Below are 21,935 nucleotides of genomic sequence, written 5' to 3' on the forward strand. Positions count from 1 at the left end.
CTCCCGGGCCACGTAGACTTCACGACATGGCGAGGAAGGAATCCACCGCGGCGGATACGGCCGCGGAGCCAGGGCGACTCAAGCAGATCGCTCTGACCTACAAGATGACCCGACGGGCCGACTCCAAAATCGGTCTCATCATCGCGGCTGTGGGAATCGTCACCTTTGGCGTGTTCCTCGCGATCGGCTTCTTGATCGGTCACCCGGTCTATCTGGGCATTCTCGGCTTCCTGCTCGCCTTCCTCGCGATGGCGATCGTCTTCGGACGCAGGGCCGAGCGTGCCGCCTTCGGGCAGATGGAGGGCCAGCCCGGCGCGGCGGCCGCGGTGCTCGACAAGATCGGCCGCGGCTGGACGACGACCCCCGCGATCGCGATGAACCGCAGCCAGGACGTGGTGCACCGCACCGTCGGGAAGGCCGGCATCGTCCTGGTGGCCGAGGGCAACCCGAACCGCGTGAAGGGCCTGCTGGCCGCCGAGAAGAAGAAGATGGCGCGGATCGTGGCGGATGTTCCCGTGCACGACGTCATCGTCGGCACCACCGAGGGCACGGTCTCCCTGAAGAAGCTGCGCACGACGCTTCTGAAGCTGCCGCGTGTCCTCACGGGTCCGCAGGTCACGGCGACGAATGACCGCTTGCGGGCAATGGGGGACCTTATGTCCAATATGCCCCTCCCTAAGGGCCCGATGCCCAAGGGCATGCGGATGCCGCGCGGCGGCCCGAAGACGAAGTAGTCCGCTCTGCTTCTCCCTACGACGATGAGGGCCCCGGAACCGATCGGTTCCGGGGCCCTCATCGTCGTTGCCCTTGCCAGGTCCCTGGACTTGCCAGGTCCCTAGACCCGGACCTGCACGGCGCGGGCGAGGCGGTCGTGGAGGCCGCGGCCGTCGCGGTCCCAGATCAGGGCGGGGATGGCGACGCACAGCAGGACGCTGCGGGCCAGGACCCAGCCCAGGCCGAGCCGGCCGCCGCGCTCGGCGACGACGCGCAGCCGGAAGAGGGCCTTGCCGGGCGTGCAGCCGACCGTGCCGACGGTGAGCACGCTCATGACGAAGAAGATGCCGAGGGCCCAGTTGCCCATCGCCTGCTGGTCACCGCGAGCGAACAGGCCGTATGCGATCACCATGCACAGACCCCAGTCCACGGCGATCGCGCCGATGCGGCGGCCCGGGCGCGCGATCGAGCCCGGCCCCTCCTCCGGCAGGCCGAGCTGCTCGCCCCGGTACCCGAAGTCGACACCGGCGTCCTCCGCGGCAGCGCGCGGTCCGGACAGCCACGATCCGATTGCTTGCCTGTTGTCCACCCGTCCACGGTACTGCGCCCGGTTTCGTACGGGTGCGGGCGGGTCAGATGTACGAGGGTGCGCGCGGGGCTGCCGGGGCGGCCGGGGGCGGCAGCGACCGCTCGCCACCGCCGGGCCGGTTAACTTCGGCGAAACAAATGGGTCATGCTTGAGAAATCCCCCGTCCCTATGGTCGGGTCCCAGCGTGTGCCACCGCACTGGCCGCACCACGAGCTGCAACCCCGTCCCGCCTCGGGCGGGAGTAGGAGGAGTTGGATGTTGTTCCAGAACGCCGACGACGCAAAGAAGTTCCTCGCGGACGAGGACGTCAAGTTCGTCGATGTCCGCTTCTGTGACCTGCCGGGTGTGATGCAGCACTTCACGATCCCGGCGGCGGCGTTCGACCCGGACGAGGAGCTGGCCTTCGACGGTTCGTCGATCCGCGGCTTCCAGGCCATCCACGAGTCCGACATGGCGCTGCGCGCCGACCTGTCGACGGCCCGCGTGGACCCCTTCCGCCGCGACAAGACCGTCAACATCAACTTCTTCATCCACGACCCGATCACGGGCGAGCAGTACAGCCGTGACCCGCGGAACGTCGCGAAGAAGGCGGAGGCGTACCTGGCCTCCACCGGCATCGCGGACACGGCCTACTTCGGCCCCGAGGCCGAGTTCTACGTCTTCGACAACGTCCGCTTCCAGACGTCGGCGAACGAGAGCTTCTACCACATCGACTCCGAGGCGGGCGCCTGGAACACCGGTGCGGTCGAGAACAACCGCGGCTACAAGGTCCGCTACAAGGGCGGTTACTTCCCCGCCCCGCCGGTCGACCACTTCGCGGACCTGCGCGCCGAGATCTCCCTCGAACTCGACAAGAACGGCCTCCAGGTCGAGCGCCAGCACCACGAGGTGGGCACGGCGGGCCAGGCCGAGATCAACTACAAGTTCAACACGCTGCTGGCCGCGGCCGACGACCTGATGCTCTTCAAGTACATCGTGAAGAACGTCGCCTGGCGCAACGGCAAGACCGCGACGTTCATGCCGAAGCCGATCTTCGGTGACAACGGCTCGGGCATGCACGTCCACCAGTCGCTGTGGTCCGGCGGCAACCCGCTCTTCTACGACGAGCAGGGCTACGCGGGCCTCTCGGACACCGCGCGCTACTACATCGGCGGCATCCTCAAGCACGCCCCGTCGCTGCTGGCGTTCACCAACCCGACGGTGAACTCCTACCACCGCCTGGTCCCCGGCTTCGAGGCCCCGGTCAACCTGGTCTACTCGCAGCGCAACCGCTCCGCGGCGATGCGCATCCCGATCACGGGCTCGAACCCGAAGGCCAAGCGCGTCGAGTTCCGCGCGCCGGACCCGTCCTCGAACCCGTACCTGGCCTTCTCCGCGCTCCTCCTGGCGGGCCTCGACGGCGTCAAGAACAAGATCGAGCCGGCCGAGCCGATCGACAAGGACCTCTACGAGCTGGCCCCCGAGGAGCACGCGGGCGTCCCCCAGGTCCCGACCTCCCTCCCCGCGGTCCTCGACGCCCTGGAGGCGGACAACGAGTACCTCCAGGCGGGCGGCGTCTTCACGTCGGACCTGATCGAGACGTGGATCGACTACAAGCGGACGAACGAGATCGCGCCGATTCAGCTGCGGCCGCATCCGCATGAGTTCGAGCTGTACTTCGACATCTAAACCACCCCGGCCAGTCTCTGGCCCGATGGCAGGTTCACCAGTGGGGGCCGTTACCCGGATCCGGGTAGCGGCCCCCACTGGTTTGACCATCCCGATTGTGACGACACGTCGACGCAGCGCCACGAAGATCCCTACGACGTCGGTCGTCAGCGCGGGGCAAACTCGGTGACCGGCAGCCCGTACCCTCGATGGCGCGGCTGGGGCCCGGGGAGTTGTCCGTGGCGGTGGGGCCCGCCTCTCGTGCCACCTGGCGGGCTCTCGGTGACGGCTCCTACACGCACAACACCGTGTTGGCCGTCGGGCGGCCCGGGTTCGTGATCGGGAGTCTGGTCGGTTCGGTGCTGGGCAGTGCCGCGCGTCGGCGGCAGCGGCCGCGGATGCCCGGCCGCGGTGGGTGCCCGAGGGGCGTGGAGAGGTGACGGTCACCGACCGGCGGGCCTATTTCGGGCATCCGGAGAGTTGGCTGGATCTCGAATGGGGTGGTCTCGACGCGGTGGACATCTTCCAGTGCTCTTACCGGGACAGGTTCGACGGGTTGGGGCGGGGTCTGCCGGGCATACGGGCGTACTTGCCCGGCGGTGCGCTGAGTCCCGGCGCTCAGGCGTCCGGCATCTCGTCGAGCGGCACCGGACGGTAGTGCGTCGTCAGGCGGCCCGTGTCGTCCAGGACGTGGAAAGCGAGCGCCGGGGGCAGGTGCCGGTGGATGTGGTGGGTCGGGTCGGTCTGGGGTTCCCAGGGGAGGCGCAGGGTCGAGACCACGCCGGGGGCCACCAGGAGCGGGCGGTTCGCGAACGTCGTCGCCGCGGGGGTGTGCGCGTGGCCCGCCAGGAATGCCGTGATGTTGGGGTGGCGGGACGTCAGTTCGGCCAGGCGGGACTCGTCGAACTGGCGGATCTCGTCGACGTACGGCGTGTGCAGGGGCACGGGCGGGTGGTGGAAGGCGATCAGGACGGGCTGGGTGGGGCGGGTGTCGGCCAGGAGGTCGGACAGCCATGTCAGTGTCTCGTCCGACAGGCTGCCGTGGTCCTCGCCGGGGACCGAGGTGTCGCACAGGGCCAGCGTGAAGTGGTCTGTCGTGTACGACTGGTTGACCGGGGCGGTCCGCGGCGGTTCGCCCAGCAAGTGCTCGCGGTACGCGGCGCGCTCGTCGTGGTTTCCGGGGCAGGTCAGCAGCGGGTGGCGGGAGGTGAGGAGCTTGCGGGCCTCCTCGTACTCCGAGGGGGTGGCGTGGTCGGCTATGTCGCCCGTGACGATCACGGCGTCCAGGTCGTACGGGAGGTCGTTCAGGTACCGCATGACCGTGCGGGTGCGCTCGGCGCTGCGGCCCGCGTCCTCCGCGCCGGTGTCTATGTGGGTGTCGCTCAGGTGGGCGATCACGGCGACGGGGGTTGCGGGGCCGGTTGTCGGGAGTGGCGAAGGTTTCGGGGTCTGCATCGGGGCGGGGCTCCTTGGTCGGTGATCTTTCGTTGAACCTAGAGCGCCGCAGGTGTGTGCGTTAAGAGCCAGTGGCCCAGCCCTGGACTGGTTCGCGCGTTCAGCTCCGCAGGAACCGCACCGACGGGGCCGGCGGGCGGCCGTCCGTGCCCCTCTCGCCTGGGGTCACCAGCGCCCGTACGCCGTAGACCTCGGCGATCAGTTTCTCCGTGATCACTTCGGCCGGCGTGCCCGCCGCGTACGCCGTGCCCTCCTTCAGGATCAGCACGTGGTCGCAGTACATCGCCGCCAGGTTGAGGTCGTGCAGGGCGATGACGCTGGTGACGGGGAGGTCGGCGACCAGGGAGAGGAGGTCCAGCTGGTGCTGGATGTCCAGGTGGTTGGTGGGCTCGTCCAGGAGGAGTTCGCGGGGTTCCTGGGCCAGGGCGCGGGCGATCTGGACGCGTTGGCGTTCGCCGCCGGACAACGTGTGCCAGGACTGGGTGGCGCGCTCGGTGAGGCCGGTGCGTTCCAGGGCCTCGCGTACGGCGTGCTCGTCGTGGGACGTGGGGGCCGACCATGCGCGGCGGTGCGGGATGCGACCCAGGCGTACGACGTCTCGTACGGTCAACTCCGCTTGTGTGGACGCGTGTTGGTCGACCACCGCGATACGGCGTGCCACCGCGCGGCGCGGTGTGTCGGGGAGCGGGCGGCCGTCCAGGGTGACCACCCCGGAGGCGGGGGCGAGGACGCCCGCGAGTAGGCGCAGGAGCGTGGACTTGCCGGAGCCGTTGGGGCCGAGGAGGCCTACGGTGGCGCCGGGTGGCGGGGCGAGACTGACACCGTCGACGACGAGCCGCCCACCGGCCTCACGGGCGACGCGCTCGGCACGCAGGCCGCGCTCGGCAGGCGGTCCGCCCTCGACACGCAGCCCTCGCTCGGTCACGTCGTTCCCCTCCGCGTCCGGTACAGCACCAGCACGAACGCCGGTACGCCGATGAGTGAGGTCACCACGCCCACCGGGACCTCCTGCGGGTCCAGGGCCGTGCGGGCCAGGGTGTCCACCCAGATCAGGAAGACCGCCCCGGCCAGTGCTGTGACCGGGAGGAGGCGGGTGTGGCCGGAGCCGACGAGGGCGCGGGCCGCGTGGGGCAGGACCAGGCCCACGAAGCCGATGGCGCCCGCCGAGCTGACCAGGGCCGCCGTCAGCAGTGCCGTCACGCAGAGCAGGACGAGCCGGGTGCGGGCGACCCGTACGCCCAGTGTTGCCGCCGCTTCCTGGCCGAAGGCGAACGCGTCGAGCGTACGGGCGTGGCCGAGGCACACGGTCAGTGTCACCGCGAGGACCGCGGCGCACAGCCATACGTCCGTCCAGCCCGCCCCGCTGAGCGAGCCGAGCAGCCAGAACAGCACGCCCCTGGCGGTCTCCGCGTCGCCCGCCGTGAGGATCACGAAGGAGGTCAGGGCGGAGAAGAGCTGCATCGCGGCCACGCCCGACAGCACGACCCGGTCCGTCGTGTCGCCGAGCGTGTGGCTCAGGAGCAGGACGAGGGCGAAGGAGAGGAGCGCGCCCACGAAGGCCCCCGCCGAGACCGACAGCGCTCCCCCGCCCACGCCGAGGACGAGGACCGCGACGGCCCCGGTGGACGCCCCGGACGACACCCCGAGCACGAAGGGGTCGGCGAGGGGGTTGCGGAGCAGCGACTGCATGACCGCGCCGCAGACCGCGAGGCCCGCGCCGCACACCGCGGCGAGCAGGGTGCGGGGCATCCGCAGGTTCCAGACGATGCCGTCCCTGATGGGGGTGAGCCGCGCCTCGCCCCAGCCGAGGTGCGCGGCGAGCGCCGAGAACACGTCGGGGACCGAGATGTCGGCGGGGCCGATGGTGACGGCGACCGCCACGGAGAGCAGGAGCGCGGCGCACGCGGCCAGCCACAGCAGCGCCTGCCGGGCGGGGGCGGCCACGCTCACCTGGCGAGCCCGAACTTCCGCAGCCCGGCGGCCACTTGCTCGATGCCGTCGACCGTGCGGATCGTGGGGTTCATGGCCTGACCGCTGAGGAGAACGTAGCGCTTCTTCCGCACGGCGGTCAGGTTCTTGGTCGCGGGGTTGGACTCCAGGAACTTGATCTTCGCCGCGGCGCTCTCGGCGGACTGCGACCTGCGGGTGAGGTCGCCGATGACGAGGACGTCGGGGTCGCGGTCGGCGACGGTCTCCCAGTTGATCTGGGGCCACTCCTCGCGGGTGTCGTCGAAGACGTTCTTCGCGCCGAGTTCGCGGGTGATGATGCCGGGGGCGCCGCAGCAGCCCGCCATGTACGGGGCGTCGGAGTTGGCGAACCAGTACAGGAGGGTCGTGTCGGAGGCCTTGATGTCCTTCGTGGCCTTCGTGACGCGGTCCTTCAGGTCGGCGACGAGCCTCTCGCCGCGCTTCTCGACGTCGAACACCTTCGCCAGGTCCCGCACCTCGCCGTAGACGGTGTCCATGGTGAGGGTCTTGACGCGCTTGCCGTCGCCGCCGCCGTCGTTGTCCTTGCCCGCGCAGTCGGTGGGCGAGACGTAGACGGGCACGCCGAGTTCGGTGAACTTCGTACGGTCGGCGACGCCGCCCTTGCCGACGGTGTAGAGGAAGGAGGCGCTGACGAAGTCCGGTTCCTTGGCGAGGACCTTCTCCAGGGAGGGGTAGCGGTCGGCGAGCCGCTCCACCTTGGCGTTGTCCTTCTCCAGGTTCTTCAGGACCGGGTCGGTCCAGGTGCCCGTGCCGACCATGCGGTCGGCGAGGCCGAGGGAGAGGAGGATCTCCGTGGAGCCCTGGTCGAGCGAGACCGCGCGCCGGGGCGGGGCGGCGACCTTCGCCTCCTTGCCGCAGGAGGCGACCGTGACCGGATAGCCGTCGGCGCTCTTGCCCGACGGGTTCGACGCGGAACCGTCGCCGCACGCGGTGAGCGCGAGCATGGCGGCCGTCAGAGTTCCGGCACAGCGCAGGGCGGTTGTACGGGCTTTCGAGGACACGCGATCCCTTGAGTCTCACGGCTCATACGCGGAGCCTGGTCTGCGGCACAACCTCCGCCGCCCGGTGTGCGGGCGGAGGCGCCAGCAGGTCTTCGGACTCGGGATCGGCCGGACGGGGCGCCTTCCCAGGTGTCGGCAGACACCCAGTGGCCGTGGCCCCGCCCGTCCCCCTCACCGCTGCGCGTCAGTTCCGGATTTCCACCGGATTCCCTGACCCAGGTATGGGTTTGACTGGCTTGCGCAAGTTATCACGCGCCTTCAAGAGGCGGCTCCGGGCCTGGGGTCGCCCCGGTAGGTGCCGAAGAACCAGCGATTTCCCTCGGGGTCCGCGATGCCGAACTCGCGACTGCCGTACGGCTTGTCCTCGATCTCGTTGACGATCTTCACGCCGGCCCCGGTGAGGCGGGCGTACAGGGAGTCCACCTGGTCGGTGACGACATAGGCGCCGGAGGTGCCCGGCTTCCCGCACTCCTCGCCGGGCGCGTCAGGGTCGTAGGAGCCGAGCATGATGCCGCCGCCCTCGGGCCAGTCCAGCTGGGCGTGGGCGACGCGGCCACCGTCCTCGTAGACGGCCGTGCGCAGGAAGCCGACGGTGTCGACGAGGAAGTCGATCAGTGCGGGGGCGTCCTGGGCCTGGAGGGCCGGCCAGATGGCGGGAGCGGGGGTGTGGAGCTGCTGCTCCGCGTCGTGGTGCCGCTCTGAGTCGTGGTGCTGCTTCGCTGTGGTGTCGGGTGTGGTGTTCATGTCTCCCACTCTTCGCCTCCTCCATGCGCCCCGGCTTGGATATTCCGGCACTCCTCGGCCAGCCACCGGGTGGGGCTCGCCTCTGTGTACTGCTGGAAGTCCCGTACGAGGTGGGAGTGGTCGTAGTAGCCGGTGTCGGCGGCGACCCGGGCGAGGTCGGGCGGGCCGCCCGCCGCGACGGCCCGGACCACCGCCGCCTTGGCGTGCTGGAAGCGCATGAGGCGTGCGGCCTGCTTGGGGCTCAGCCCGGTCTCGGCACGGAAGAGGGCGGTCAGGCGGCGTTCGCTGAGCGCCACGTGCCGGGACAGGCCGCCGAGGGTGCCCGCGCCGCGGTGCCGGGCCAGCCACGCCCAGGCCTCGGCGACCTCGGGGCGTACGGAGCCGGCGGCGCTGTCGGTGGCGGCGCGCTGCCGCAGGTAGCCGGAGAGGAGGGCGAAACGGTCCTCCCAGCGGTCCAGCTCGCACAGTCTTTCGCGCACCTCGGCGGCGCGGTCACCGAACACGTCCGTGCCGCCCGTGACGAGCTGCCCGGTCAGCGCGGCCGCGGGCAGGCCGAGGAGAGTGCGGGCGGCAAGCGGGTGCACGGCGAGCTGGATGCCCGCCTGGCGCTCGGCCTGGACGACGTACGCGGGGCTCTGGTGCAGGCCGCCCACGATGATGTCGGTGCGGACCGCGTCCGTGCCGGTCGCCTGGCCGGGGGTGCGGCCGCTGGCGATGGGCCCGTCGAGCGAGAAGATCACCGTCAGATACGGCGAGGGCAGGCCCCGGTGCAGGGCGGGCCGCCGGTCCGCGGTGCGGTAGCCGACCGCGGACACGATGCCCTCCAGGCGGGGGGCGGCTCGGACGAACTCGGAGGAGCCCACGTCTTCCAGTATGCGTGTACGTATGCGACTGCGCGGGGGTGGATTCGCCACCCGGCGTCCCCCTCCGCTACCCCCTCTCCCCCGCCGCATGCACCCCGCCCCCGGTGACTTCGATCATGGGAAACGGCCGTCCCGCCGCTTAGCATTGCGCGCCGCTCCGGACGGGGCCGCGCATCGCTCTCAGAAACGGCGGGACAAGGCGCACATGGCAGACACGGCAGACACGGCAGACACGCCAAGCACGACAGGTACGGCACGCACGGCAGTACGACGGAAGAACAAGCTGGCCGTCACCGGCGTCGCGGGGGCGCTCGCCGCGGCCGTGCTCGCGGGCGGCGCGCTGTGGCCGACGAGCGAGGCCACGGCGGCGGACACCTCCGCCGCCACCGCCCGCGAGCTGTCGCACTGGCCGAAGCCGGTCGCGAAGAAGCTCGGCGAGGTCATCGCGGCGAACGACCACAAGGGCGCGTACGCCGTGTTCGACGCGGACAACACGACGTACCGCAACGACCTGGAGGAGTCGCTGCTGCCCTTCCTGGAGATGAAGGGCGTCCTGACCCGCGCGACCATGGACCCCTCCCTGAAGACCATCCCCTTCAAGGACACGGCCACCCACAAGGAGAGCCTCTACAGCTACTACAACCGGCTCTGCGAGGTGGACGACCAGGTCTGTTACCCCTGGGCCGCGCAGATCTTCTCCGGTTACACGCTGAAGGAGCTGAAGAGGTACGTCGATGAACTTCTCGCGTACAAGAAGCCGATCCCCGCGGAGTACTACGAGGCCGGGAAGCTCACGAAGACGCAGGTGAAGCCGCCCGAGTTCTCCAACGGCATGCGCCAGCTCCACAAGACGCTGCGTGCGCACGGCATCGAGGTGTACGTCGTCAGCGCGGCCAGCGAGGATCTGGTCCGCATGGTCCTCGCCGACCCGAAGTACGGCTACGGCGTGAAGCCGCAGAACGTCATCGGCGTCTCCATGCTGCTCAAGGACCGAGAGACCGGCGAGGTGACCAGTTCCCGCAAGGAGATCGCCGAGGGCCGCTTCGGCGAGAGGGACCGGGCGAAGCTCGCCGGGCGCGAGCTGACGCCGAAGCTGTGGGCGCCGCTGACCTGGTACGAGGGCAAGCCCGCGGCGATCAGCACGTACATCGACGAGTGGCGGAAGCCCATCCTCGTGGCCGGTGACACCCCGGTCAGCGACGGCCCGATGCTGTTCCACTCGGCGGATGTGGAGCACGGCGGCGTACGGGTCTGGGTCAACCGCAAGGACGCGTACATGAAGCAGCTCGACGGGATGAAGAGGAAGAACGCGCAGCGGCAGCGCGAGCTGGGCCAGAAGGTGACGGCCGACAAGCGGTGGCTGACGGTGACGCCGGGCCAGATCGGCTGATCACCGGCGGTCACTCAGCGCTCAATCAGCTGTCCATCGGTGGCCAATCGGTGGACGTCCAGGCCGCCACCTGCTTGGCGAGCGCGCCGCCCGCCTTCGTCCACGCGAAGTGGTCGAGGCGGGCGCCCGCCTCCCGCTCGGTGTAGTGACGCCGGGTGAGGCGGGCCCGGGGGATCTTGCCGAGCAGGTGGTCGAGGGCGGCGGCGGGGGCGAACGTGTCGCGCTCGACGGAGACCGCGAGCACCGGCAACTCCAGTGCGGCGAGGGCCGTTTCGTAGTCGCGTGCGGACCCCTTGGCGGTGTAGCGGCCCGTACGGCCCTGCCGCGCCCAGTCCCGCATGACGCTCTTGGGCTGGTCGCCGCCGAAGCCGAGCCGGGCGCCGGGCCACCGGCCGAGCACGGTCGACGTCGCGGCGATCAGCAGCTGGCCGAGGAGCAGGGCGGGGCCGCGCAGGGGGCCGTACGCGCGGAACCAGACGGATCCTGTGGCGACGAGCACCACGCCGTCGACCCCGGGTCCGGGGACGGGGCCCGGGACGGGGGCGGGGCCGGGAGCGGCGGTCAATGCCGCGTGTATCAGGCCCAGTTGGCCGCCGAGGCTGTGGCCGAGGAGGTACAGGGGCGGCTCGGGGCCCAGCTCGGCGCGGACGACCGCGAGGACGGCGGGGAGGTCCTCCTCGACGATCGCGCGGTAGCCGTGGTCGCGCGTCCCGCGGCGGCCGGCGCGCGGGGTCGCCTCGCCCTGGCCGCGCAGGTCGGCGGTGAGCACGGTCAGGCCCTCGCCGTGCAGCCGGTGGGCGAAGCGGCGGTAGAAGCGGGCGGGGGTGCCCATCGCCGGGACGATGAGCACCGCGGGTGCCGGGGGCGGGCCGGGGGCCGGTCCCGAGCCGGACGGGAGGAAGCGTTCCGGCGCGGGGGCGCGCAGGGCACGCACCGGAACGCGGGCGCCGTCCGGGAGTTCGACGGTCACCAGGAGCGGCAGGTCGGCGAGGGCTTCCGGCTGGTTCGGGCCGACGGTTTCCGGCTGGGTCATGGGGCACAGCATGCCTCGTCGCACGCGTGTGCGCACGGCCCCACGCCGAAACGGGGCCGCGGCGGCCAACTCCCGCCACGGGCCCCGCACTTGAGTGGCCTAGCGGCTGTAGCGCATCAGCGCGCGCACCATGTGGCAGGTGATGTCGGAGGGCGGGTGGATCCCGACCTCCTCCGCCATGCTCCTTATCCTGCTGTTCGTCGCCTGGTTCGGCAGAAAGACGCCCGAGTCGAGAAGGGCGATCGCGAGGCGCATGGCCTTCAGGCGGCGGTTGTGGTTGACGTACCACTCGCGCGGGCGCCCGGCGGGCAGCACCTTCTTCGCCAGTGGTGTGTACGGCAGATCGATGAGTACGGGTTGGGAAACGCGCTTCGTCGTCAGTGCGGCAGCGGGCACGGGCATCCTCCTGTCGCGGTCGGGACCCCCCGTCGGGCGCCCTCGAACACTACGCTGATTCTACTGCGCGCCACTGACAATCGCCGCTGGCCAGACGGGCTTTCGGGTGTTCGAATAGGGTCGCGCCGCACGGCCTGGTGCGGGTGGTTCGGAGGTAGCGTGTGGGCATGGAGATCTGGATCAACCCCGCCTGTTCGAAGTGCCGCGGCGCCCTCTCGCTGCTCGACGCGGAGGGTGCCGACTACACCGTGCGCCGCTACCTCGACGACGTACCGACCGAGGACGAGATCCGTGCCGTGCTCGACCGCCTCGGCCTCGAACCGTGGGACATCACCAGGACGCAGGAGCAGGCCGCCAAGGACCTGAACCTGAAGGACCGCGAGGCCTGGCCGCGCGACGCCTCCGGGCGCGACCGCTGGGTGAGGGCCCTCGCCGAGCACCCGAAGCTGATCCAGCGCCCCATCATCACCGCGGACGACGGCACGGCGGTGGTGGCGAGGACCGAGGAGGCGGTGCGGGACGCGCTGGCACGCTGATGTCCAAAGGCGTATACGGAACGGTCCTCGCCCGACGAGCGCTGCTCCTGGACACCGCCGCAACCCGCACTCTGGTAACACGGGGTTCACACAAGAGCAACGGTCGGGAAATCGCCGGTTGCCAGGCTGCCGCTCATCACCACGGCACCGCAGCACCCGCACGTTCTGCGCCGTACCGAGCGTCTAAGGATGAGGCACCCGTGACCTTCAAGGCTGAGTACATCTGGATCGACGGCACCGCGCCGACCGCCAAGCTCCGTTCCAAGACGAAGATCCTGACGGACGACGCGAAGGGCGCCGAGCTGCCGCTGTGGGGCTTCGACGGATCCAGCACGAACCAGGCCGAGGGTCACGCCTCCGACCGCGTGCTCAAGCCGGTCTTCACCTGCCCGGACCCGATCCGCGGCGGCGACAGCACCGGTGACGTACTCGTCCTGTGCGAGGTCCTCAACACGGACATGACGCCGCACGAGTCCAACACGCGCGCCGAGCTGGCCGAGGTCGAGGCCCGCTTCGCCGCGCAGGAGCCGATCTTCGGCATCGAGCAGGAGTACACCTTCTTCGAGGGCGACCGCCCGCTCGGCTTCCCCGTCGGCGGCTTCCCCGCGGCGCAGGGCGGCTACTACTGCGGCGTCGGCTCGGACGAGATCTTCGGCCGTGACGTCGTCGAGGCGCACCTGGAGAACTGCCTCAAGGCGGGTCTCGGCATCTCCGGCATCAACGCCGAGGTCATGCCGGGCCAGTGGGAGTTCCAGGTCGGCCCGCTCGCCCCGCTGGAGGTCTCCGACCAGCTGTGGGTGGCCCGCTGGCTGCTCTACCGCACCGCCGAGGACTTCAAGGTCTCCGCGACCCTCGACCCGAAGCCGGTCAAGGGCGACTGGAACGGCGCGGGCGCGCACACCAACTTCTCCACGAAGGCGATGCGCGAGGGCTACGACGCGATCATCACCGCCTGCGAGTCGCTCGGCGAGGGCTCCAAGCCGATGGACCACGTCAAGAACTACGGCGCGGGCATCGACGACCGCCTCACCGGCCTGCACGAAACGGCCCCGTGGAACGAGTACAGCTACGGCGTCTCCGACCGCGGCGCCTCGGTCCGCATCCCCTGGCAGGTCGAGAAGGACCGCAAGGGCTACATCGAGGACCGCCGCCCGAACGCGAACGTCGACCCGTACGTCGTGACGCGCCTCCTCGTCGACACGTGCTGCGCCGCCCTGGAGAAGGCCGGCCAGGTCTGATCCCGCGATGACCGCCACGGACGTGGGCGCCCGCCGGTACCGGTGGGCGCCCACGTCGTCATCTGATTCAATGGGGGGCATGGGCAGCCACCAGAACACCTCGACGGGTCGTGACGACCTCGAGCCCTTCTGGCCCTCCCGTCAGCACCACGACTTCGACCGGGTGTGTTGCCGCGCGATGAACGCGCGGGCCCTCTAAAGCCGTTCACCCCGGCCTTCGCCCGACGCGCACGACGTAACGACGTACGTCTCGTTCTCGACGACTCCTTATCTCGCGCGAAAGAGCTGACTCCCCATGGCGAACTCCCGTACCTTCACCGCCACTGCCTCCGCCTCCGCCTCCGCCTCCCCCGCAGCCTCCGCCGCCCGTGGACGCCTGCGGGCCGTCGCCCCGGACGAGGTGGTGCACATCCCCGACTTCCTGCCGCCGGGCGCCACTTGGCTGCCCGCGCCCCAGCACACCCTGCCGGCCCTGCCGGGCCGGCCGCCGATGGTCGGTTACCTCGTCCTCGTACCGGCCGGGCAGGAGCCCGTCGCCGCCGATCCCGGGCTGCCCGAGGCGCCGCCCGCGCCCGCCACCGGCCCGGTCAGGGTCGACGCCGTGCGGCGTGCCGCCGAGGTCGACGGGCGGCCCCTCGACCTCACGTACCTGGAGTTCGAGCTGCTCGCGCACCTCGTCGCGCATCCCCACCGGGTGCACACCCGGGGCCAGTTGGTGACCACGGTGTGGGGGTACGGCCACGTCGGCGACGGTCGCACCGTGGACGTCCACATCGCGCGGCTGCGGCGCAAGCTCGGCGGCGAGCACCGCAGGACCATCCAGACCGTGCGGCGGGTGGGATACAAGTACGTGCCGCCGGCATCTCGCTGAGCACCGCCGCCCTCTGCTGGAAGCAGAATGCGTTCCCCTCCCCCCTGTCACCAGGGCAGAGTCACCCGCATGAGACTTCTGATGCTGGGTGGTACTGAGTTCGTGGGCCGCGCCGCCACCGAGGCGGCGCTCGCCCGGGGCTGGGAGGTGACCGTCTTCCACCGCGGCCGCCACCCCGCGCCCGAGGGGGCCCGGGTCATCCACGGCGACCGCACGGCCGAGGGAGGCCTCGCGGGGCTCGCCGACGGCGAGTGGGACGTGGTGGTCGACACCTGGTCGGCCGCGCCGCACGTCGTACGGGACGCGGCGCGGCTGCTCGCCGGGCGGGCCGGGCGGTACGTGTACGTGTCCAGCGGTTCCGTGTACCGCTACCCCGGGGAGGCGGGCTCGGACGAGAGCTTCCCCGTGGTGGACGGTGACCCCGACGCGGACGCGACGGCGTACGCGGAGGACAAGCGGGGCGGCGAGCTGGCCGCTATAGCCGAGTTCGGCGCCGAGCGGACCGTGCTCGCGCGGGCGGGGCTGATCCTCGGCCCCTACGAGAACATCGGCCGGCTGCCGTGGTGGCTGAACCGGGTCGCGCGCGGCGGGCCGGTGCTGGCCCCCGGCCCCCGCGACTCGGAGATCCAGTACGTGGATGTGCGGGACCTCGCGGAGTGGGTCCTCGACGCGGCCGTGGCGGCACTGCACGGCGCGTACAACCTGGTCAGCCCCATGGGGCAGTTCACGATGGGGGAGCTGCTCGACGCGTGCGTGGAGGTGGCGGGCCGGGACGCGACGCTGCGCTGGACGGCGCCCGAAGCGGTGCTGGAGGCGGGCATCGAGCAGTGGATGGAGCTGCCGGTGTGGCTGGCGCCCGGGGAGCTGCACGACACGATGCACCGCACCTCCTCGCGGAAGGCGATCGAGGCGGGGCTCAAGGCCCGGCCCGTCGCCGAGACGGTGCGTGACACCTGGACGTGGCTCCAGTCCATCGGCGGGACCCCGCCGCAGCGGCCGGACCGCCCCGTCGTCGGGCTCGCCCCCGAGAAGGAGGCGAAGGCGCTCGGCCTGTGACGTGATGGTGGCCCCGGCGCCGTGCAGGGCGCCGGGGCCACTCACGTGTGCCGGTGCTCAGTCAACGCCCGCTCGGTACCGGGGCGTTGTACGGGTCACCGCGGAGTGGGGCGGTGGGTCCCTCCTCCGCGTGGGAGATCCGCGGGAGCCACTTCAGGTAGCGCGGCGTGTGCCAGTTGCGCTCCCCCAGCAGCACCATCACGGACGGCAGAAGGATCATGCGGACCACCGTGGCGTCGAGCAGGACCGCCACGCCGAGGCCCACGCCCATCTGCTGCATGTCCTGCATGGACAGCGTGCCGAAGACCGCGAAGACCGCCACCATGATCACGGCCGCGCCCGTCACCGCGCCCGCCGTGCGCGTGACGCCCTCACGGATCGCCGAGCGGTTGTCCATGCCCCGGTCCCGGGACTCGCGGATCCGGGAGACCACGAACACGTGGTAGTCCATCGACAGGCCGAAGAGGACGACGAGGACGAACAGCGGCATCCAGTTCTCGATCGCGCCGACCCGCTCCGAGCCGATCAGCTCCGCGCCCCAGCCGTGCTGGAAGACGGCGGTCATGACGCCGTACGCCGCACCCACGGAGAGCAGGTTCAGGGCGATCGACGTCACCGCGACCACCACCGAGCGGAAGCTGAGGAGCATCAGCAGGAACGTCACGGCGGTGATGAAGGCGAAGACGGGCACGATGCCCCTGCCGAGCTGATCGCTGAAGTCCTCCGACGAGGCCAGGTCACCGCCGACGTACGCCGTCGCGTCCACCCCGTCGAACGCCGCGGGCACCGTGCTGTCGCGCAGCTCGCCCAGCGCCTCCTTGGCCTCGGCGCCGGTGCCGTCGCCCGGCAACGGCACCTCGACCTCGGCGACGCCCGCCGCCTTGTGGACGGTGAGTTCGGCGCCGGCCCCGGCCTTCTCCGTCAGGGCGTCGAGGGCGTCCCGCACCGGCGGCGCGTCGATGTCGTCCGCCGCGACGACCACGCGGGCCGGGGCGGGGCCGCCGGGGAACTCCTCGGTGATCTTCTTGTACGAGATGGAGAGCGGGGCGTCGGAGCCGAACTGCTTCTCCAGGCCCAGCTGTTCGGTCTTCATGCCGAGCGCGGGGGCAGCCAGCGCGAGGAGCAGCACGGTGGCGCCGACGGCGAAGAACTTCGGGCGGGCGAGGACGGGGCGCAGCAGCCTGCCCGCGACGCCACCGCTCGTCCCGCTCGTGGAGCGGCGGTTCAGGAACGGGACGCGGCCCGCGTCGACCCGGTCGCCGAGCCCGGCGAGCAGCGCCGGCAAGACCGTGACGGAGCCGAGCATCGCCACGCACACCACCAGGATCGTGGCGACGGCGAAGCCCTTGAAGAGGAGCAGGCCGGACAGGAACATGCCCGCCATCGCGACCATCACCGTCAGGCCCGAGACGAGGACGGCCCGCCCGCTGGTGGCGGCGGCGATCCGCAGCGCGGTGTCCGCGTCGCGTCCGGCCGCCCGCTCGTCCCGCTCGCGGCGCAGATAGAACAGGCAGTAGTCGACGCCGACCGCGAGGCCCATCAGGAACATCACGGAGTACGTCGTCTCGAACAGGTGCAGCTGGTGGCTGGCGAGGGAGAGCAGTCCGAAGGCCGCCACGCACGCCGTGAGCGCGAGGCCGACCGGGAGCAGCGCGGCGACCACCGCGCCGAAGGCGACCAGGAGGATACCGAGGGCGAGCGGCACCGCGGTGAACTCGGCCCGCTTCAGGTCATCGGCGAGCAGGTCGGACAGGTGTTTCTCGGAGCTGGCTTCGCCGAACTGATGGATCGCGATGCCGTCGGCGGCGCCCTTGCGCCCGGCCTCGGCCACGGCGTCGAGGACCGGCTGGACGCGGTCGGCCGCCTCGTCCGACGGCCCCTTGATCTCGAAGCGGAGCAACGCGTCCTTGCCGTCCTGCGAGGGCAGCGGCTTCTGGAGACCGGTCACGTCACCGGTCACCCTCAGCGCCTTGGACAGGTCGGCCGCCGCGTCGCGCCAGCCGTCGGGGGTCCGCGCGGTGACCATGACGAGTTCGCCCGCGGGTTCGTCGACGCCGGCGTCCTTCAGGATCGCGGCGGCCCGGCCCGAGTCGCCGACCCCCATCTCGTCGTCGGACGCGGTGACCATGCCGCCGGCCCCGCCGAGGACCGTGGCGAGGACCACGAGAACCAGCCAGCCGAGTACGGCCGTCTTGCGGTGGTGTGCGCTCCACACCCCGAGTCGTGCCGCGAGGTTGTGCCTCATGGCGTTCCGCCCCCATCAGTTCGCGTAAGTAAGCGTCGGATAAGACGGGACTCACGCTAGGAACCGGCGGCTACGCGACCCAGCCGCCGGGCCCCCCTCCGCGGGAGGCGGAAGGCGAGGTCCGGGGGTGTCGTCAGGTACACCCCCGCTCGGGTGGAGGACCCCATGACCTGGGCACGCGCCACGGGCGAGACTGTGAGGGTGCCGGACGCGCACGAACGCGCACGGCCGCCGTGCTTGTCGAGAGGGATGGATGCCATGACGAGGCTGAAGGACGCAGTGATCGCGGGGGCCCGGGGCCTCTATCTGGCGATCGTCTCGTTGGTGGGCTCGATCGTCCTCTTCGTGTTCTCGGTCGTCTCGATCGCGTTCCTCCTGCTGGGGGTCGGCTTCCTCACCACCCCGGTCGTCCTGACGGGCGTACGCAAGTACGCCGACGCGCACCGCGCACGAGCCGACGAATGGTCCGGCGTGCGGATCGCGTCGCCCTACCGCCCCTTCCCCGCCGGGATGCGGCGCGGCCTCACCGGGCAGGTCGAGCGCTGCTCACTGATGCTGAAGGACACGGCGACCTGGCGCGACCTCCAGTGGCTCCTGGTGAACATGACCGCGGGTTTCGTCGTCGCGATTCTCGCGCCCGCGCTGCTGCTGTACATGCTGTACGGCTGGGTGCTCGCCCTCGGCGTGTGGGAGCCCATCCACAACGCGGGCGGCGGCGAGTGGTACGCCTGGATCCACGTCACCTCGCAGTCCACCGCGAACCAGGCGGCGGCGCTCGGGGTGGGCTTCTTCCTGCTGGGCGTGCTCGTCAACACCTCCCTCGTACGCTCCCACTTCCTCCTCGCCCGTGCGTTCCTCGCGCCGACCTCGGCCATGCGGGAGCGCCAACTGGCCGAGCGCGTGGACCGGTTGACCGAGACGCGGCACGACGCCGTGGACAACTCCGCCGCCGAGCTGCGCCGTATCGAGCGCGATCTGCACGACGGCGCGCAGGCCCGTCTGGTGGCCATGGGCATGGATCTCGGCACGGTCGAGGCGCTCATCGAGACCGACCCGGCCAGGGCCAAGCAGCTGCTCGCCAAGGCGCGGCACGACTCCGGTGAGGCGCTGACCGAGCTGCGCGACCTGGTGCGCGGCATCCACCCGCCGGTACTCGCCGAGCGCGGACTCGGGGACGCGGTGAAGGCTCTCGCCCTGCGGATGCCGGTCCCCGCCGAGGTCGACGTGGAGCTGCCGGGCCGGGTCGAGGCGCCGGTCGAGTCGGCGGCGTACTTCGCGGTGAGCGAGTCGCTGACGAACGCGATCAAGCACGCGGGCGCCGACCGCATCTGGGTGGACGTGCACCACGCTGACGGCATGCTGCGCATCGCGGTCACCGACAACGGCAAGGGCGGCGCCGTTCTCGGGGCGGGCTCCGGGCTGAGCGGGATCGAACGCCGACTCGGTACATTCGACGGCGTACTGGCCGTCAGCAGCCCCGCGGGCGGTCCGACCATGGTGACCATGGAGATCCCTTGCGCGTTGTTCTAGCCGAAGACCTCTTCCTGCTGCGCGACGGTCTGGTGCGGATGCTGGAGGCATTCGACTTCGAGATCGCGGCGGCCGTGGAGAGCGGGCCCGAACTCACGAAGGCCCTAGCCGAGTTGCGGCCGGACGTCGCGGTCGTCGACGTCCGGCTTCCGCCGTCCCACACGGACGAGGGCCTGCAATGCGCGCTGGCCGCCCGCCGCGCCCGGCCGGGGCTGCCCGTGCTCGTCCTCTCGCAGCACGTGGAGCAGTTGTACGCGCGTGAGCTGCTCGCCGACGGGACCGGGGGCGTCGGGTATCTCCTGAAGGACCGGGTCTTCGACGCCGCGCAGTTCGTCGACGCGGTCCGCAGGGTCGCGGCGGGCGGCACCGCGATGGACCCGCAGGTGATCCAGCAGCTGCTCTCCCGGCGCTCCAGCGACCAGCCGCTCGGCGCGCTCACCCCGCGCGAGCGCGAGGTACTCGAACTCATGGCGCAGGGCCGGTCGAACGCGGCGATCGCGTCCCAGCTCGTGGTCACCGAGCGGGCGATCGCCAAGCACACGTCGAACATCTTCGGGAAACTCGGCCTTCCGGTCTCCGACGACGACAATCGGCGCGTGCTCGCCGTGCTGGCCTATCTGGACCAGGGGCGCTGAACACGCCGGGCCGCTGATGCGTATGTAGCCCCATGGGACGCACATCACGAAAACGATCAAAGCTCGCGCGGCGCCTGGTCGCCGTGTCAGCGGCTGTAGTCATGGGCGGCGGCGGTCTGATCGCCGTGAACGTCTACGCGAACGCCGGGGAGGGCGCCGACCAGCCCCCTCCGCAGGCGTCCGGCCTGCCTGTCTCGACCATCAGCTGTCCTGATGTGGCGAATCGCCTGTCGGACGTTCCCCGGGGCGCGCGCGGCGAGGTCGACGACCGGCTCGCGGAACTCGACAGTCAGATCACTCGGGCGTACGACCAGCTCGGCGCGGCGCGGGACAAGGAGTCCGTACTCGATCCGCTGGAGGAGCGGCGTCAGGGCACGCTCGGCGAGATCGCGGACGCCATGGACCGGGCGGGGCAACGGCCCGAGCGCCTCGACAGCATGGCGCCCTGCACCCTGCGCGCCGTCGACGCCCCCGCCCAGCAAGGGCAGCAGGGGCAGCAGGGGCAGCAGGGGCAACAAGGCGAGCAAGGCCAACAGGGGCAGGGCCAGGGTGGCAATGGCCCCCAGGCCAACGACTTCGTCGAGATCGAGTCCGTGCAGCCCAACGTCAACCGCCCCGGCAACCGGCGCGGCGCCTCCCGAGGCACCTTCACCACGGAGTGCGGGCGCAACGAGAACGGCAAGTTCAATCCCGACAACGTCATCGTCGCGCCCGGCGTGAGCAACGGCGCTCACCATATGCACGATTACGTGGGCAATCAGGCGACGGACGCCTTCTCCGACGACGACGACCTCGCGAACGGCGGGACCAGCTGCCGGAACCAGGGAGACAAGTCGACGTACTACTGGCCCGTCCTGCGGCTTCAGAACGGCGAGAACGAGGCCGACGCCCAGGCGGACGGCGGCGGAAAGGACCAGAACGTCGGCGAGATCCAGACGCCGTCGTCGGTGACGCTGAAATTCGTCGGGAATCCGCGGAGCAAGGTCGTCGCGATGCCGCGCTTCCTGCGCATCATCACCGGTGACGCCAAGGCGTTCACGAATGGCGACGTCAACGCCAACGCCTCGTGGAGCTGCACCGGGTTCGAGGACCGCCGGCTGAAGGACAAGTATCCGATCTGCCCCGAGGGCAGCAAGGTCGTGCGGAGGTTCGACTTCCAGAGCTGCTGGGACGGGCGGAACACCGACAGCGCCAACCACCGCACCCATGTCGCGTTCGCCGATCAGCGGACGGGCGCCTGCCCCCAGGGCTTCCGGGCCATCCCGCAGCTGGTGCAGCGCGTGGTGTACGACGTGCCGCCGGGACCCGGCTTCGCCGTCGACTCGTTCCCCGAGCAGCTGCACAAGCCCGTCACCGACCACGGTGACTTCATCAACGTCTTCGACGAGCGGCTGATGCGGCGCGTCGCGGACTGCATCAACTCGGGGCAGCGCTGCACCTGACGCCGCCGCCTGCCCCCGTCCCCATCCTCCCCCCGCCTCACCCCCCGCGGTGACCGTGGTGGCCCCCGCCGTGCTTCCCCGCGGCGTCCACCACGGTCCCGCCCAGCCGTTGCCGCAGCGCCGAGATGTCGGCGGGGCCGCCGACCGCGACCCAGCTGCCGCCGACGAGGTACGTACCGCCGTAGTCGTCCGCCTCGTCGAGCCATTCGGCCTGGCCACGGGCGTTTGTAAAGGTTACGAGGACGTAGCGCCGGGAACCGTTCTCACAGGTGGCCTGGCGCAGGTCGGCCGCGTCCGTCTGGATCTCGGCCCTGCACTTCGCCTTGGCCGCCAGCTGCTCCAGGCTGCCGCTCGCCGTGCTCGGTGTGCCGTCATCCCCCGAGCCGCACCCCACCACCGCGCCGCAGCCCGCCATCGCGAGCAGGAGGCCCACGCCCCTGCCCGAGAGCACACCCCGCACCGCGCCCCGTAGCACGCTCCGTGCCGCCTGCACTGCCTTCATCGTCACACCCGTCACTTCCGGCGAGCCGAACTCGCCTGTCTCGTATGCACCTTTGAGGA

Annotated in this window: 21 protein-coding genes and 1 riboswitch; of the genes, 10 read left to right on the forward strand and 11 right to left on the reverse strand. The window is 71.0% G+C overall.

The window, feature by feature from the left end; genetic code table 11:
* Window positions 1-26: 26 nt before the first annotated feature.
* Window positions 27-734 (forward strand): DUF4191 domain-containing protein, encoded by a 708-nt coding sequence (locus tag CP975_RS09630; RefSeq protein WP_055536213.1) that lies wholly within the window; start codon window positions 27-29, stop codon window positions 732-734.
* A 101-nt stretch (window positions 735-835) separates the two neighbouring features.
* On the opposite strand, the gene CP975_RS09635 is transcribed toward CP975_RS09630, so the two are convergent.
* Entirely contained in the window at window positions 836-1,303 is a 468-nt protein-coding gene (locus CP975_RS09635) for an RDD family protein (RefSeq protein WP_055535646.1), read from the reverse strand.
* 258 nt (window positions 1,304-1,561) lie between these two features.
* On the opposite strand from CP975_RS09635, the gene glnA reads away from it, so the two are divergent.
* On the forward strand, window positions 1,562-2,971 hold the full coding sequence (gene glnA / locus CP975_RS09640) for a type I glutamate--ammonia ligase (protein ID WP_030786871.1): 1,410 nt from the start codon (window positions 1,562-1,564) through the stop codon (window positions 2,969-2,971).
* Between the two features lie 597 nt (window positions 2,972-3,568).
* Here the strand turns inward: glnA and CP975_RS09645 are convergent.
* The 6 genes from CP975_RS09645 to CP975_RS09670 all read right to left on the reverse strand — a co-directional run bounded on the left by CP975_RS09645 (window position 3,569) and on the right by CP975_RS09670 (window position 9,002).
* Window positions 3,569-4,405, reverse strand: a complete 837-nt coding sequence (locus CP975_RS09645; protein WP_055535650.1) for a metallophosphoesterase — start codon at window positions 4,403-4,405, stop codon at window positions 3,569-3,571.
* A 100-nt stretch (window positions 4,406-4,505) separates the two neighbouring features.
* The gene (locus CP975_RS09650; RefSeq protein ID WP_246201441.1) at window positions 4,506-5,330 is read right to left on the reverse strand and encodes an ABC transporter ATP-binding protein; all 825 of its coding nucleotides are present in this window, start codon (window positions 5,328-5,330) and stop codon (window positions 4,506-4,508) included.
* Window positions 5,327-6,349 (reverse strand): FecCD family ABC transporter permease, encoded by a 1,023-nt coding sequence (locus CP975_RS09655; protein ID WP_150476755.1) that lies wholly within the window; start codon window positions 6,347-6,349, stop codon window positions 5,327-5,329. Before CP975_RS09655 ends, CP975_RS09650 begins: the two co-directional genes overlap by 4 nt.
* A 2-nt stretch (window positions 6,350-6,351) precedes the next feature.
* The gene (locus CP975_RS09660; RefSeq protein ID WP_150477833.1) at window positions 6,352-7,338 is read right to left on the reverse strand and encodes an ABC transporter substrate-binding protein; all 987 of its coding nucleotides are present in this window, start codon (window positions 7,336-7,338) and stop codon (window positions 6,352-6,354) included.
* 123 nt (window positions 7,339-7,461) lie between these two features.
* Window positions 7,462-7,646, reverse strand: a riboswitch (cobalamin riboswitch).
* 7 nt (window positions 7,647-7,653) lie between these two features.
* Window positions 7,654-8,139 carry a VOC family protein gene (locus CP975_RS09665; protein ID WP_150476756.1) on the reverse strand — a complete coding sequence of 162 codons (486 nt, stop codon included), beginning with the start codon at window positions 8,137-8,139 and terminating at the stop codon, window positions 7,654-7,656.
* Window positions 8,136-9,002 carry an AraC family transcriptional regulator gene (locus CP975_RS09670; RefSeq protein WP_246201442.1) on the reverse strand — a complete coding sequence of 289 codons (867 nt, stop codon included), beginning with the start codon at window positions 9,000-9,002 and terminating at the stop codon, window positions 8,136-8,138. Before CP975_RS09670 ends, CP975_RS09665 begins: the two co-directional genes overlap by 4 nt.
* Window positions 9,003-9,207: 205 nt before the next feature.
* Here CP975_RS09670 and CP975_RS09675 point away from each other — a divergent pair, with 205 nt between their 5' ends.
* Window positions 9,208-10,392 (forward strand): HAD family hydrolase, encoded by a 1,185-nt coding sequence (locus CP975_RS09675; RefSeq protein ID WP_199783297.1) that lies wholly within the window; start codon window positions 9,208-9,210, stop codon window positions 10,390-10,392.
* Window positions 10,393-10,417: 25 nt separating this feature from the next.
* Here the strand turns inward: CP975_RS09675 and CP975_RS09680 are convergent, their stop codons facing one another.
* Complete coding sequence (locus CP975_RS09680) at window positions 10,418-11,425, reverse strand: alpha/beta hydrolase family protein (RefSeq protein ID WP_150476758.1); 1,008 nt, start codon at window positions 11,423-11,425, stop codon at window positions 10,418-10,420.
* Window positions 11,426-11,524: 99 nt separating this feature from the next.
* Window positions 11,525-11,821, reverse strand: a complete 297-nt coding sequence (locus CP975_RS09685; protein WP_425474236.1) for a hypothetical protein — start codon at window positions 11,819-11,821, stop codon at window positions 11,525-11,527.
* 167 nt (window positions 11,822-11,988) lie between these two features.
* Here CP975_RS09685 and CP975_RS09690 point away from each other — a divergent pair, with 167 nt between their 5' ends.
* The 4 genes from CP975_RS09690 to CP975_RS09705 all read left to right on the forward strand — a co-directional run bounded on the left by CP975_RS09690 (window position 11,989) and on the right by CP975_RS09705 (window position 15,522).
* Window positions 11,989-12,357 carry an arsenate reductase family protein gene (locus tag CP975_RS09690; RefSeq protein WP_055532070.1) on the forward strand — a complete coding sequence of 123 codons (369 nt, stop codon included), beginning with the start codon at window positions 11,989-11,991 and terminating at the stop codon, window positions 12,355-12,357.
* Window positions 12,358-12,557: 200 nt separating this feature from the next.
* Window positions 12,558-13,595, forward strand: coding sequence for a glutamine synthetase (gene glnII, locus CP975_RS09695; protein WP_055532062.1), 1,038 nt, complete (start codon window positions 12,558-12,560; stop codon window positions 13,593-13,595).
* A gap of 295 nt (window positions 13,596-13,890) precedes the next feature.
* Window positions 13,891-14,466, forward strand: coding sequence for a winged helix-turn-helix domain-containing protein (locus tag CP975_RS09700; protein WP_055532064.1), 576 nt, complete (start codon window positions 13,891-13,893; stop codon window positions 14,464-14,466).
* Between the two features lie 69 nt (window positions 14,467-14,535).
* Window positions 14,536-15,522 (forward strand): NAD-dependent epimerase/dehydratase family protein, encoded by a 987-nt coding sequence (locus CP975_RS09705; protein WP_055532065.1) that lies wholly within the window; start codon window positions 14,536-14,538, stop codon window positions 15,520-15,522.
* Window positions 15,523-15,583: 61 nt separating this feature from the next.
* On the opposite strand, the gene CP975_RS09710 is transcribed toward CP975_RS09705, so the two are convergent.
* A complete protein-coding gene (locus tag CP975_RS09710; protein WP_199783063.1) occupies window positions 15,584-17,767 on the reverse strand; it encodes an MMPL family transporter in 2,184 nt (727 codons plus the stop codon).
* A gap of 249 nt (window positions 17,768-18,016) precedes the next feature.
* On the opposite strand from CP975_RS09710, the gene CP975_RS09715 reads away from it, so the two are divergent.
* From CP975_RS09715 to CP975_RS09725, 3 genes are read left to right on the forward strand one after another with little or no spacing between them, the layout of a single operon-like run.
* On the forward strand, window positions 18,017-19,297 hold the full coding sequence (locus tag CP975_RS09715) for a sensor histidine kinase (RefSeq protein WP_055532067.1): 1,281 nt from the start codon (window positions 18,017-18,019) through the stop codon (window positions 19,295-19,297).
* Window positions 19,282-19,932, forward strand: coding sequence for a LuxR C-terminal-related transcriptional regulator (locus tag CP975_RS09720; protein WP_055532068.1), 651 nt, complete (start codon window positions 19,282-19,284; stop codon window positions 19,930-19,932). Before CP975_RS09715 ends, CP975_RS09720 begins: the two co-directional genes overlap by 16 nt.
* A gap of 32 nt (window positions 19,933-19,964) precedes the next feature.
* Entirely contained in the window at window positions 19,965-21,374 is a 1,410-nt protein-coding gene (locus tag CP975_RS09725) for a DUF1996 domain-containing protein (RefSeq protein ID WP_150476759.1), read from the forward strand.
* A 37-nt stretch (window positions 21,375-21,411) separates the two neighbouring features.
* On the opposite strand, the gene CP975_RS09730 is transcribed toward CP975_RS09725, so the two are convergent.
* Window positions 21,412-21,876: a hypothetical protein gene (locus CP975_RS09730; protein ID WP_342787930.1), complete on the reverse strand. Its 465-nt coding sequence runs from the start codon at window positions 21,874-21,876 to the stop codon at window positions 21,412-21,414.
* Window positions 21,877-21,935: the final 59 nt, after the last annotated feature.

The sequence above is a fragment of the Streptomyces alboniger genome (assembly GCF_008704395.1).
Lineage (GTDB): Bacteria > Actinomycetota > Actinomycetes > Streptomycetales > Streptomycetaceae > Streptomyces > Streptomyces alboniger.

Excerpts from the sequence above, each read along its gene's own strand:
- CP975_RS09630 (WP_055536213.1), top strand. The coding sequence starts at position 27 with ATGGCGAGGAAGGAATCCACCGCGGCGGATACGGCCGCGGAGCCAGGG.
- CP975_RS09645 (WP_055535650.1), bottom strand. The coding sequence starts at position 4,405 with ATGCAGACCCCGAAACCTTCGCCACTCCCGACAACCGGCCCCGCAACC.
- CP975_RS09660 (WP_150477833.1), bottom strand. The coding sequence starts at position 7,338 with ATGCTCGCGCTCACCGCGTGCGGCGACGGTTCCGCGTCGAACCCGTCG.
- CP975_RS09665 (WP_150476756.1), bottom strand. The coding sequence starts at position 8,139 with ATGAACACCACACCCGACACCACAGCGAAGCAGCACCACGACTCAGAG.
- CP975_RS09675 (WP_199783297.1), top strand. The coding sequence starts at position 9,208 with ATGGCAGACACGGCAGACACGGCAGACACGCCAAGCACGACAGGTACG.
- CP975_RS09680 (WP_150476758.1), bottom strand. The coding sequence starts at position 11,425 with ATGACCCAGCCGGAAACCGTCGGCCCGAACCAGCCGGAAGCCCTCGCC.
- CP975_RS09690 (WP_055532070.1), top strand. The coding sequence starts at position 11,989 with ATGGAGATCTGGATCAACCCCGCCTGTTCGAAGTGCCGCGGCGCCCTC.
- CP975_RS09700 (WP_055532064.1), top strand. The coding sequence starts at position 13,891 with ATGGCGAACTCCCGTACCTTCACCGCCACTGCCTCCGCCTCCGCCTCC.
- CP975_RS09705 (WP_055532065.1), top strand. The coding sequence starts at position 14,536 with ATGAGACTTCTGATGCTGGGTGGTACTGAGTTCGTGGGCCGCGCCGCC.
- CP975_RS09710 (WP_199783063.1), bottom strand. The coding sequence starts at position 17,767 with ATGAGGCACAACCTCGCGGCACGACTCGGGGTGTGGAGCGCACACCAC.
- CP975_RS09715 (WP_055532067.1), top strand. The coding sequence starts at position 18,017 with ATGGATGCCATGACGAGGCTGAAGGACGCAGTGATCGCGGGGGCCCGG.
- CP975_RS09725 (WP_150476759.1), top strand. The coding sequence starts at position 19,965 with ATGGGACGCACATCACGAAAACGATCAAAGCTCGCGCGGCGCCTGGTC.
- CP975_RS09730 (WP_342787930.1), bottom strand. The coding sequence starts at position 21,876 with ATGAAGGCAGTGCAGGCGGCACGGAGCGTGCTACGGGGCGCGGTGCGG.